This is a genomic window from Enterococcus sp. DIV1368d, from assembly GCF_050542975.1.
Lineage (GTDB): Bacteria > Bacillota > Bacilli > Lactobacillales > Enterococcaceae > Enterococcus_D > Enterococcus_D casseliflavus.
Genome location: NZ_CP172939.1, coordinates 2,538,170 through 2,549,781, shown reverse-complemented (window position 1 = coordinate 2,549,781; position 11,612 = coordinate 2,538,170). Strand labels below are relative to the sequence as shown.

The 11,612-nt window shown below is 41.1% G+C and carries 17 protein-coding genes; 15 read left to right on the top strand and 2 right to left on the bottom strand.

What is annotated here, in order from left to right:
* Positions 1–36 precede the first annotated feature (36 nt).
* Together IGJ44_RS11970 and IGJ44_RS11965 are read left to right on the top strand one after the other, a co-directional pair.
* Entirely contained in the window at positions 37–606 is a 570-nt protein-coding gene (locus IGJ44_RS11970; RefSeq protein WP_167826980.1) for a DNA-3-methyladenine glycosylase I, read from the top strand.
* A 13-nt stretch (positions 607–619) separates the two neighbouring features.
* Positions 620–1,153 carry a dihydrofolate reductase family protein gene (locus IGJ44_RS11965; RefSeq protein WP_005228914.1) on the top strand — a complete coding sequence of 178 codons (534 nt, stop codon included), beginning with the start codon at positions 620–622 and terminating at the stop codon, positions 1,151–1,153.
* Positions 1,154–1,237: 84 nt separating this feature from the next.
* Here IGJ44_RS11965 and IGJ44_RS11960 read toward each other — a convergent pair whose 3' ends face one another.
* Positions 1,238–1,789 (bottom strand): NADPH-dependent FMN reductase, encoded by a 552-nt coding sequence (locus IGJ44_RS11960; protein ID WP_005228916.1) that lies wholly within the window; start codon positions 1,787–1,789, stop codon positions 1,238–1,240.
* Positions 1,790–2,043: 254 nt separating this feature from the next.
* Here IGJ44_RS11960 and rpsP point away from each other — a divergent pair, with 254 nt between their 5' ends.
* The 7 genes from rpsP (at position 2,044) to rplS (ending at position 5,788) form a co-directional block, all read left to right on the top strand.
* Positions 2,044–2,319: a 30S ribosomal protein S16 gene (gene rpsP, locus IGJ44_RS11955; RefSeq protein ID WP_005228917.1), complete on the top strand. Its 276-nt coding sequence runs from the start codon at positions 2,044–2,046 to the stop codon at positions 2,317–2,319.
* 11 nt (positions 2,320–2,330) lie between these two features.
* A complete protein-coding gene (locus tag IGJ44_RS11950; protein ID WP_005228918.1) occupies positions 2,331–2,576 on the top strand; it encodes a KH domain-containing protein in 246 nt (81 codons plus the stop codon).
* A gap of 113 nt (positions 2,577–2,689) precedes the next feature.
* Complete coding sequence (locus IGJ44_RS11945; protein ID WP_005228919.1) at positions 2,690–2,947, top strand: hypothetical protein; 258 nt, start codon at positions 2,690–2,692, stop codon at positions 2,945–2,947.
* A gap of 86 nt (positions 2,948–3,033) precedes the next feature.
* Complete coding sequence (locus IGJ44_RS11940; protein WP_167826981.1) at positions 3,034–3,858, top strand: hypothetical protein; 825 nt, start codon at positions 3,034–3,036, stop codon at positions 3,856–3,858.
* A gap of 155 nt (positions 3,859–4,013) precedes the next feature.
* Entirely contained in the window at positions 4,014–4,538 is a 525-nt protein-coding gene (rimM, locus tag IGJ44_RS11935) for a ribosome maturation factor RimM (protein ID WP_005228921.1), read from the top strand.
* A complete protein-coding gene (trmD, locus tag IGJ44_RS11930; RefSeq protein ID WP_074536035.1) occupies positions 4,528–5,274 on the top strand; it encodes a tRNA (guanosine(37)-N1)-methyltransferase TrmD in 747 nt (248 codons plus the stop codon). The genes rimM and trmD overlap by 11 nt, the downstream gene beginning before the upstream one ends.
* A 166-nt stretch (positions 5,275–5,440) precedes the next feature.
* Positions 5,441–5,788 (top strand): 50S ribosomal protein L19, encoded by a 348-nt coding sequence (rplS, locus tag IGJ44_RS11925; protein ID WP_002357176.1) that lies wholly within the window; start codon positions 5,441–5,443, stop codon positions 5,786–5,788.
* Positions 5,789–6,018: 230 nt separating this feature from the next.
* Here rplS and IGJ44_RS11920 read toward each other — a convergent pair whose 3' ends face one another.
* Positions 6,019–7,071 (bottom strand): zinc-binding dehydrogenase, encoded by a 1,053-nt coding sequence (locus tag IGJ44_RS11920; protein WP_074536033.1) that lies wholly within the window; start codon positions 7,069–7,071, stop codon positions 6,019–6,021.
* Between the two features lie 201 nt (positions 7,072–7,272).
* On the opposite strand from IGJ44_RS11920, the gene IGJ44_RS11915 reads away from it, so the two are divergent.
* The 6 genes from IGJ44_RS11915 (at position 7,273) to IGJ44_RS11890 (ending at position 11,571) form a co-directional block, all read left to right on the top strand.
* A complete protein-coding gene (locus tag IGJ44_RS11915; RefSeq protein ID WP_270267248.1) occupies positions 7,273–7,437 on the top strand; it encodes a hypothetical protein in 165 nt (54 codons plus the stop codon).
* 231 nt (positions 7,438–7,668) lie between these two features.
* Complete coding sequence (gene adhP / locus IGJ44_RS11910) at positions 7,669–8,682, top strand: alcohol dehydrogenase AdhP (protein WP_005229064.1); 1,014 nt, start codon at positions 7,669–7,671, stop codon at positions 8,680–8,682.
* A gap of 100 nt (positions 8,683–8,782) precedes the next feature.
* Entirely contained in the window at positions 8,783–9,502 is a 720-nt protein-coding gene (locus IGJ44_RS11905; protein WP_175445288.1) for a helix-turn-helix domain-containing protein, read from the top strand.
* 262 nt (positions 9,503–9,764) lie between these two features.
* Positions 9,765–10,169 (top strand): VOC family protein, encoded by a 405-nt coding sequence (locus tag IGJ44_RS11900; RefSeq protein WP_005229066.1) that lies wholly within the window; start codon positions 9,765–9,767, stop codon positions 10,167–10,169.
* Between the two features lie 192 nt (positions 10,170–10,361).
* Positions 10,362–10,787: an Rrf2 family transcriptional regulator gene (locus IGJ44_RS11895; protein ID WP_010749722.1), complete on the top strand. Its 426-nt coding sequence runs from the start codon at positions 10,362–10,364 to the stop codon at positions 10,785–10,787.
* A gap of 136 nt (positions 10,788–10,923) precedes the next feature.
* Positions 10,924–11,571, top strand: coding sequence for an NAD(P)H-binding protein (locus IGJ44_RS11890; RefSeq protein ID WP_005229078.1), 648 nt, complete (start codon positions 10,924–10,926; stop codon positions 11,569–11,571).
* The last annotated feature ends 41 nt before the right edge of the window (positions 11,572–11,612 follow it).

Sequence of the window (11,612 nt, the reverse complement as noted above, 5' to 3'; positions counted from 1 at the left end):
TATGATAAAATAAACAAAAAGGAGCTGATGAGGACAATGGAACGATGTGAGTGGGCCAACAGTACACCAGTGATGCAGGAGTATCATGATACAATCTGGGGGAAACCTGAGTATGAGGATCAGCAGTTGTTTCGAAAATTGGTGTTAGATATGAATCAAGCAGGGTTGAGCTGGCAAACGATTTTAAATAAAATGGCGAATTTTGATGCGGCGTATGATCAGTTTGAAATCACCAAAGTAGCGAACTATACGGAAGAAAAAGTGGAAGAACTGATGATGAATCCAGGAATCATCCGCAATCGGCGAAAGATTGAAGCGGCGATCAGCAATGCCCAAGAAGTTTTAAAAATCCAGCAAGAATATGGTAGTTTCTCCGCATTCTTGTGGCGATATGTCGATCATCAGCCGATCATTAATGAATTTGAGCAGCAATCCGATGTACCGACCCATTCGGAAATCTCTGATCAGCTAGCGAAAGATTTGAAAAAGCGAGGGTTTAAATTTGTCGGAACGACCATTATTTACGCCTTTATGGAAGCTGTCGGCATGGTCAACGACCATTTAGTCACTTGTGTTTGTCGAACATCAGCAGCAAACAAAGAATAAAGGAGCGAGCATAATGGGAAAAGTGATATTCTATGGTGCGATCAGCCTCGATGGCTATTTAGCAGGTCTGAAGGATCAACTGGACTGGCTGTTTCAAACCGATACCGGTGTCGCCACGACTTATGAAGCATTTTTTGCAACCATCGATGCGACAGTGATGGGGAGAAAGACCTATCAAGAAGCAAAAAAACTTATGGATGGTGGACTGTTGTATCCCGAAACGACAAACTATGTTTTTTCCCGAACACAAAAAGAACCGTTGCCAGATGCAACGCTAGTGTCAACGGATCCAGTGGCATTTGTTTCAGCATTAAAACAAGAGGAAAACGTATGGGTAGTAGGGGGAGGTTCCTTACTAAAACCATTGCTGGAAGCTGATTTGATCGATGAATGGTTTATTCAAATCGCGCCGGTGTTTTTAGGAGAAGGCAAGCGACTGTTTGAACCGGGGGATTACTCGAGACGCTTGACGTTTGTTGAAACAAAACAGATGGGGGAACTGACAGAACTCCATTTTGTCCGAAAGTCTGTGTCAGGCAGCGAGTAAAAAGCGCAAACGATTATTCTTCACAGTAAAAAAGACCAAGAAACTCAGTGCCGAGTTTCTTGGTCTTTTTGTATGGATTCTTCATTAGTTGAATCGTTGAAAGAATTCAATATATTTTGCAAGGATCGTTTCGAAGAAGCTTACTGTATCTGGATTGATTTCATTGTTTTCATCGATCAAGTTTGTGATACCGCCAATGTAGGCTTCTGGTTGTTGCAGAGTAGGCATATCCAAAAAGACTAATGATTGACGCAAATGATGGTTCGCACCAAATCCAGCGATCGCTCCTGGAGAAACGCTGACGACTAAGGCTGGTTTGCCACCCCAACTGCTCGCACCGTAAGGACGAGAACCAACGTCTAAAGCATTTTTCAAGGCTGCAGGAACAGAGCGGTTGTATTCTGGTGTAAAGAAGAAGACACCATCAACGGCGCTTAATGCTTCACGAAATGCTGTCCATTCAGCAGGAACTTTTCCTTCAACTTCCAAATCTTCATTGTAAAAAGGCAAATTGCCGATCTCGATGAAAGATGCTTCAAAACCTTCTGGTAATAGTGATGCGAATTTTTTCGCTACGAGTTTATTGTAAGAACCTTCCCGCAAGCTGCCGACGATAAAACCGATTTTTTTTGTCATGTAAAATTCCTCCTTGTTGTTTTCTACTCATTTAGCTTACCAAAAGTAAGTGGATGGTGCAAATAAAACGATTTGACCTTAAAAAGGTTTCTCTAATATTCATGATACGCGTCCAGATTCATTCTGGCAAAAGATAACCATGCCGAAAAAACAGGAAAGAAAAACTTTTTTCAGCTGTAAAGAAAAAACTCTTTACACCATCAGAAAAACCTGTTAAACTAGCTCTTGTGATTAAATCAATGGAGGTGTAAATAATGGCAGTAAAAATTCGTTTAAAACGCATGGGTTCTAAAAAGAAACCTTTTTACCGTATCGTCGTAGCAGATTCACGTTCTCCTCGTGACGGACGTTTCATCGAAACAGTTGGTACTTACAATCCTTTACTAGACCCAGCTGAAGTAACAATCAAAGAAGATCTAGTTCTTGATTGGTTATCTAAAGGTGCGCAACCTTCAGATACAGTTCGTAACATCCTTTCTAAAGAAGGCGTTATGAAAAAACACCACGAAGCAAAATTCACTAAGAAATAAGGTGACTTTGGATGAAAGATTTGCAAGAATTAGTCTTAACGATCGTTTCACCACTTGTTACCAAACCTGAGGATATCAAGCTTGAGCTGGTAGAGTCAGATGATTTCTTGGAATATAATCTTACTGTGGCACCAGAAGATATTGGTCGTATCATCGGTAAACAAGGTCGGGTTGCCAAAGCAATTCGAACGATCGTTTACAGTGTACGGACAAATGGACCGAAAAAAGTTCGTTTGAATATCATTGATGGTAAATAAGCAAGAGTGTAAAGCATTTCTCAAAGAGAAATGCTTTTTTTGTAAAATTCATGCTTAAGATGGAGGACAAAAAAGGATGGTTTTGAGATAATCAAAAATGAGGAGGTGCTTGTATGTCTCAACTAATCGCATGGATCGTCGTTCTTTTGATTCTCGTCTTTATTTATAAAATCGGTTCTTTTCTTTGGCGAACGCTAGGGATCTTGTTGTTGCTCTTTTTAATTTGGGTCTATCGTGAGGAGATCATGACCCAATTGAACCAATGGACACAAAACTTTCGTTGGGGCGACCTATCGACGATCGCCAATCAAGTTTGGCAATGGATCAAGGACGGCTTCCAATCACTGCAAAATTGGGTCACCAATCTTTAAAAAATCGACAAAAAAATGACAGACAATCTGACTTGTTTGTCATTTTTTTTATTGAGGGGTATCCTTTGTATAAGGAGGGGAACATCATGAAAAAAGAACTAGGATTATTTGTTACGCTGCTAACGATCGGAACCTTGGCTGGCTGTACTAATCAAAAAGACCAAGAAACCAGTCAAGCCAGTACAGCTGAAACAACAGCAACGACTATGGTGGAAAGTACCCAAACACAAAAAAGTAGTCAATCAGAAACCAGTCAATCAACTGCATCGACTAGTCAGGCGGTTTCTGAGGATTCTTCAAATACGAGTAGCACCACAGACATCTATAGCCAAATACAAGCGGTATTCCCTGATCTTGTCTTGCCAAAGGACGTTCCGCTTGCTTCGGGTAAAGTGTTGAATGCGGCCACAGCTGGCAGTCAATCCGATGCCTCGATTCTTTATTATGGACTTGATCAGCAATTGTCTCTCAATGACAAGGCTTTGAACGAGGAAACACCGCTTGCTGCTTTTCAATCAAAAGAGTATCAATCAGCGGATGAAGCGGCTGCAGCGGTCAATGTAACAGCGGATGATGGCGGACAAGCCGTTGATCTCGGATATGGCATTACTGGGCATATGCAAGGAGCTGCTGGCTCCAGTTATTTAAGTTGGCAAGAAGGAAATTGGTCATTGACTGTTCGAGCAGTCAACCAAGAGGAACAAGATCCTGTGCCGGTTGCCAAAGAAGTGGTAGCGTATCTAGAAGAAGCCATGCTTCCAGCACCTGAGGTCGGTCAAATCACTATCGATATGGGAAAAAATGACCATACAGCAACTACCGTGGTCTGGCAACAAGAAAAGATGCTTCGAACGGTGCAACATCAAGATGCACGTTCCGCATTGGAAATGGCCGTTTCAATGAATCAATAAGTTTCAGATTAGGACATTGCCCCTTTGATCAAGCGTCGAAGGGGTGTTTTTCGCGCGATGATTTTGAGGAAAACAGGGGGCGCTAGGAAACGGCTAGAATTCGCTACTTTGCTATGCTAAAATAGAACAGAAGTTAGAAGAAATGGGGAACGAACGTGACAGAATATTTAAACGTAGGGAAAATCGTCAATACACATGGGATCCGTGGAGAAGTACGAGTGATATCACAAACGGATTTTCCAGAAGAACGCTACCGTAAAGGGGCTGAATTGACACTTTTTCGTGAAAATAAAGAGCCATTACCATTGATTGTTTCAGGTCATCGCAAACATAAAAATTTTGATTTGTTAACGTTTGAGGGCTATCCCAACATCAACGACGTTGAACCGTTTCGTAACGGCATTTTAAAAGTTACCAAGGATGATTTGGTGGATCTAGCAGAAAATGAGTTTTACTACCATGAAATTATTGGTCTGGAAGTCGTCGAAGAGGATGGCACAGTCATTGGTAAAGTCAAAGAGATCCTTTCACCAGGCGCCAATGATGTTTGGGTGGTACAGCGAAAAGGGAAGAAGGATGCCTTGATTCCTTATATCGAGTCGGTTGTCCACACGATCGATCTTGAAAATGGTCAGGTCACTGTGGAAATCCCAGAAGGGTTGTTAGACGATGAGAATTGATGTGCTGACACTATTTCCACGAATGTTTGAAGGGCCTCTAGGAGAGTCGATCATCGGCAAAGCACGGGAAAAGGAACTGTTAGAAATCAACGTCTCTAATTTCCGTGATTATTCTGACAACAAACATCAAACAGTGGATGACTATCCTTATGGTGGCGGAGCAGGAATGTTATTAAAAGTCCAACCTGTCTATGACAATATCAAAGCGATCGAAGAAGCAACACCAGAAACGAAAAAGCGGGTGATCCTATTAGACCCAGCGGGAAAACCCTTTGATCAAAAGATGGCGGAAGAATTCTCTACCGAAGAGCACCTTGTTTTTATTTGCGGTCACTATGAAGGCTATGATGAACGAATCCGTTCATTGGTCACTGATGAAGTGTCACTGGGGGATTACGTCTTGACTGGCGGCGAATTGGGGGCAATGGTCATGATCGATGCGACGGTCAGGCTATTACCAGAAGTTTTGGGCAATCAAACCTCCGCACAAACTGATTCTCATTCCACTGGTTTATTAGAGCATCCGCAATATACACGCCCGGCAGAGTTCAAAGGCATGAAAGTGCCGGAAGTTTTGATGAATGGCAATCATAAACTGATCGAGCAGTGGCAATTAAAAGAATCATTGCGCCGAACGTATCAGCGACGTCCAGATATGCTGGAAACTTATCCGCTGACCGCTGAAATGCAGAAGCTTTTAAAAGAAATTGAAGACGAAGCGAAGACTGGCAACTAAAATAGTGCCAGTTTTTTTGATATTCTGCGCTATGACAAGAAAATTCTCTTTACAGCCTGTGGTCGACTGTGGTAAGATATTTCAGTGAGTGTAAACTCAACTATTACGATGTTCCGCTGGAGCTTTCATGCTTTAAGAATGTTTGGGAATAAGGAGAATGATAAACATGAATCCATTGATTCAAGAACTAACTCAAGAACAATTACGTACTGACATCCCAGCTTTCCGTCCTGGGGACACTGTTCGCGTTCACGCGAAAGTTGTCGAAGGAACTCGCGAACGTATTCAGTTATTTGAAGGTGTTGTCATCAAACGCCGCGGTGCTGGTATCAGCGAAACTTATACAGTTCGTAAAGTATCAAACGGTGTAGGTGTTGAACGTACCTTCCCATTGCACACACCACGTGTTGCACAAATCGAAGTTGTTCGTTACGGTAAAGTACGTCGTGCAAAATTGTACTACTTGCGTGCATTACACGGAAAAGCAGCTCGTATCAAAGAAATTCGTCGTTAATCATTTATTATCAGATGAAGCAAAAGCCCTTGATTTCAAGGGCTTTTTTCTTTTGTTTGGCGTTATGTTCTATCATTTTAAAGTTCTAGAATTGATTAATTGTGGGAAAAAGGGTAGGCTGTTACAGTGTTTTCTTTCTTCATAGATAAAAAGACAAAGTACTGGTTATAGTACTTTGTCTATCGAGAGGCTGTCCATTGTTAGGACGAGCTTTTTTTAATTAGCTTTGTCTATTCATCCCTTGAAACAACAACCATAGATTTGATCGTTTTTCGTTCCTGCATATCGGCATAGGCTTGGTTGATATCATCTAAATCATAGGTTTGGGTGAAAACGCGGCCTGGATTGATAGTACCATCAAGCACCGCTTTTAACAGGATTTCCTTATCATATGTTGTGACCGATGCAGATCCTCCCGCAATGGAAATGTTTTGAGCAAAAGTGGAACCGATTGGTCGATTGTCATAGTGAGGGACGCCGACATAACCTACACGACCACCATTATGCAATACACCAAGGGCTTGTGTAATGGCAGCTTCTGTACCAACACATTCAAGAGCAGCATCCGCGCCTCCGCCAAGGATCTCGCGTACCTTCGCGATTCCCTCTTCACCACGCTCAGCCACAACAGCTGTAGCACCTGATTGAAGAGCCATTTCTTGTCGATCTTTATGACGGCTCATTAAAATAATTTGGGAAGCCCCACGCATTTTTGCCGCGATGACAGCACATTGTCCTACGGCACCATCGCCAATCACGACGACTTTATCCCCTTTTTCTACATGTGCACAACGTGCCGCATGATATCCTGTGGGCATAACATCTGCCAAAGTTAAAAGAGACTTGATCATACCTTCCGTATAATCAGCTGGCTGACCTGGAACTTTTACAAGGGCCCAGTTGCCGTAATGGAAGTTAATATACTCAGATTGGAAACCGTTAGACCAATTCGTTGTACCTTGATGACGGTCGCATGTGCCATCAAAGCCGGCACGGCAAGCATCACATTCACCACAACCATGGGTGAAGGGGACGATGACAAAATCTCCAGGTTTTACAGTCGTAATGTCTGGACCGATTTCTTCAACGATGCCTAATGCCTCATGACCATCATTAACTGAATGAGGTTCTTTACTATCGCCATGGGCATACGACCAAAGATCAGAACCGCAAACACATGCTCGGACAACTTTAATAATAACATCATCGGCTGCTTGCAAAGTTGGCTTTTTTACTTCTTCCACTTTAACTAATCCTGCTTTTTCAAAAATTGCTGCTCTCATATAAATCCTTCTTTCTTAAGTTAGTATTGTTAGTATAAATGTTAAAGTTAACTTTAGGTCAAGAAAAAGGCACATCAAGAAATGACGTTCTCTAAAAAATTCCATTCAGGTTTTCCTTCAAGAGCAAACGTAGTGCTAACAAAAATAATTATTTCTATTCGTTAGCCGTTTCTTACGATGTTTCAAGTGGAGCATGCGCAAATGACGCCTGGAGACGGTTTGTCATTCAAACCGCCTGCCGTTTCTGAAACTTCTATCCAACTTCCCTCAATGCTTCATTCAGTCTTCTATCAGATCGTCTTGGTGTTTTTTATTGAAACGATTGTTATTTATAGAGATAAATTATCTCTCTCTTTTTATTTTTAATTCTATGTAACTTGGAGTCAAAGAAAAAAATTTGAATGATTTCATTATTGTTTTCTAATAAATGATTACAGAAAAAAAGCAATAAATTCCCCTTTTTTTGATGATTTCTATGGTAATCTTCTCGATAGAGAACTTTCTTTTATCTAGCTATTGCTGACCTCTATTTGTTAGTTAATTACTTCACAAATAAAAGGAAGTTCTTTATTTAATCGAATTGAAAGAGGTGTCTTTGTGAAAGCAGCTGTAGTATCAAAAGATAAGGTTGTAAAAATCGAGGAAAAAGAATTAAGAGCGCTTCGTCCGAATGAAGCATTATTGAAAATGGAGTGTTGCGGTGTCTGCCATACTGACTTGCATGTAAAAGATGGCGACTTTGGAGATGCATCTGGGATCGTACTCGGACACGAGGGAATCGGTAAAGTGGTTGCAATCGGTGATGATGTTACTTCTCTAGCAATCGGTGACCGTGCAAGTGTCGCTTGGTTGTATGAAAGCTGTGGATCATGCGAATACTGTGTGAACGGGAATGAATCATTATGCCGTTCGGTTAGAAATGCCGGCTATTCTGTAGATGGTGGTATGGCTGAAGAATGTATCGTTGTAGCTGACTATGCAGTGAAAGTTCCAGAGGACTTAGGTTCTGCTGAAGCCAGCAGCATTACTTGTGCAGGTGTAACAACATATAAAGCGGTAAAAGTTTCTGACATTAAACCAGGTCAATGGATCGCCATCTATGGTTTAGGGGGATTAGGAAACCTAGCCTTACAATATGCCAAAAATGTCTTTAATGCAAAAGTGATTGGAATCGATATCAACGACAAACAGTTGGACTTCGCAAAAGATCATGGCGCTGATCTTGTAATCAATCCTGCGAAAGAAGATGCGGCAAAAATCATTCAAGAAGCAACCGGCGGCGCACATGCAGCTGTAGTAACTGCTGTTTCAAAAGCAGCCTTCAATTCTGCTGTTGATGCTGTTCGTGCGGGCGGTACGATTGTAGCGGTCGGTCTCCCACCAGAAAGCATGGACTTGAACATTCCTCGACTTGTATTGGATGGGATTAAGATTGTCGGTTCCCTTGTTGGAACACGAACTGATTTAGCAGAAGCTTTCCAATTTGCGGCGGAAGGAAAAGTTGTTCCTAAAGTAGTCATGCGTCAGTTAGAAGAGATCAACGATATTTTTGATGAAATGCTTTCAGGAAAAATCAAAGGACGGATGGTCATTGATTTTCAAGAGAAATAAACGAAAATAGAGAAACCAACTATGAATTTTTAGCGAAGGAGAAAATTTCGTGTGTAATTTATTGATCATTGACAGCGAAGAACGAAGAGCAGTTAGCGAGATGATTCGTTTGATTGATCGTCATTTCCCAAATGTCATCTTGCTTCCAATGATTGATTCGAAAAAAACACTTCAGCGTACCTGTCTTGAGCAGATGGTTGACATTGCAGTGATCAATGCGGATGGCGAAGAGGACTGTTTTGAATTATACAAAGAGTTGCTTTCTTTTTATCCGAATGCAAAAGCAATTTTGTATTCTGCAGTAGAAAGTTTTGCTATCGCTCAAAAAGCGTTGCGTTACGACTTGATCGATTATTTGGTCGAACCGATCACCAATGATTTTGTTTATGCATTGGACCGAGGGAGTCAATCCATCAATCAGATTTCCTTGCTGCACGTCGAGAAAAACAATGAAGCTTCTCCTTCGCTTTCTTTAAGACATAAGATATTGCGCTATATTCATGAAAATTATAGAGAACATATTACGTTAGACACTTTAGCAGATCACCTGCATTTAAGTCGGTATCACACCAGCCGTTTGATCAAGAATACATTAGGAATGACCTTTTCATTGTACTTGATGATTTATCGCATTGAAGTTGCCAAAAAAGAACTCTCAACAAGTGATCGATCAATCAGTGAAATTTCTGTTAGAGTAGGATTCAATGATCCAAATTATTTTAGTAAGAAATTTAAAAAAGCAACTTCTTATACGCCCAAAGAGTATCGAAAAATTTATCGTGGGAAAGTAACCGTGATCGACTCAAGACTTGAGCTTTGAGTATTAAATAAAGTAGTTTGGGCTGATTGTATTAGCGAAAACATGATTCTTTGCTAATGCTTATCAAGTTACTTTTTCATAAGATGAGAAAAGCTAAAAGGCCTATGCGTGCAAGGCCTTTTTTACTTGAAAAAATTTTTTGGATCAGGTTATTCAAACTAGCAGCAGATGATAAAGACTGATGTTTTTGTGAATGAACCGATAGGTGCTATAATGAGAACGGATTCAGCAGTGCAGCTTACCAAAGAAAGGGAGCAAGAAAATGGCGAACAAAATGGTGTTTATTAACTTGCCTGTCACTGATATCAAACGTGCAACATCCTTTTATGAAGCGCTGGGGTTTGTAAAAAATGAAGAGTTCTCAAACGAGACCAGCAGTGGAATGGTTTGGAGTGAATCGATTTGGTTAATGCTATTAGAACATGCGTTTTACCAACAATTTCTAAATGGTAGAAGTATTGCAGATACAAAGAAGACGAGTGGCGCATTGATCGCGTTTAGTTTTGACACACCAGAAGAAGCAAAGAATTTTGCGAAAATTGCTGAAGAAAATGGTGGACAGTCGTTCCAAGTTGATATGGGGATTCCAGAGGACATGATGGTCGGCTATGAAATCGTTGATCCTGACGGCAATCAGATTGAGTCTGCTTGGATGAAGGGCTATTAGCAAAGTGCTCGTTTAAATAAAAAGGAAAAAAATGGTTCAGTATGCAGTTCCCTCAAGAAGTTAGGCTTTTGTGCTAACTTTTTGAGGGCTGCTTTTTCTTGATGGGATCCTCGAGTTTTGTAAGATTGGTCAGTACCCTTTGTCTAAATCTGAAAAAAGAGGTATGATACAAGAAAAAGGAGTGGAGACGAAGTGAAATATTCAACGAAATACAGCGACGCCATTCACATCCTCGCTTACATCCACCTCTTTAAAGGAACTGATCTATCAAGTGATCGGATCGCCCAGAGTGTTGAAACGAATCCTGCCTATGTTCGCCGGATTATGAGTGATCTGCGTATTGCCGGATTGATCGAAAGCCAAAGAGGAAAACCAAACCCTAAACTAACGAAGGAACCAAATGAGATTTCTTTGTTGGACATCTATGCGAGTGTTGAAAAAGATCAGCATCTTTTGCATGCGGACAAAAAGACCAATCCCAATTGCTTGATTGGGGGGAATATCCAGACGGTATTAGAGGAAACTTACGATGTGCTGCAAAAGAAAATTGAGCAGGAAATGAGCGCTATCTCGCTGCAATCCATCATTGACGGCATTCAAGTAGAAGCCAATCATTAAAAGAGTCACATGGAAGGCTGTAAAAAAAGAACTTTCACCTGCTAGGCAAATTCTTGACAGGGAAGAAAGTTTCTTTTATACTCTAGTTGTAACTTAATTAGTAACAACTGATTTTGAAAAAACAAAAGTAGGAAGGATGATCATTATGAAAATCGGTATTATTGGCGCAACAGGGAATGCAGGTTCAGCAATTTATCAAGAAGCAGTACAGAGAGGACACGAAGTGACTGCTATCGTGAGAAATGAAGCGAAGGCCAAAGAACAACTTGGTGAGACGGTCAAAACACTTACAAAGGATGCTTTTTCTCTCACAGAAGAAGAGCTCAGTGACTTTGATGTGCTTGTTGACGCGTTTGCGACAAGTCCTGACAAAGCTTACTTGCATGTGGATCTGGCAGCAAAATTAGTGCACCTGTTTCGAGAAAAAAACACTCGTTTGTTCTTCATCTTAGGAGCCGGCAGTTTATTCAATGAAGCGGGGGAACGTAATCTCTCTGAGTTGAAAAAAGCACCAGGAAGCGAAAGTTGGATTGCGATTCCAGAAAATCAGCTAGACGAATATCTCTTTTTAGAAACAGTCAAAAATGTCCCTTGGGTGGGGATTTCTCCTGGGAATGTCTTTCAAGAAGGACCAGCTAAACCAGCGATTTTAGGGAAAGATCACTTACTATTCAACGAACAAAAGCAATCGGTGACATCTAGCGGTACGTTAGCTAAGGCAATTATCGATGAGATCGAAACAGTACAACATGAAAACACCCGCTTTACTGTGATTGATGCCTAGTAAGTTTTCAAAGACGACTGAGAAGGAAATGCCATGAGTAG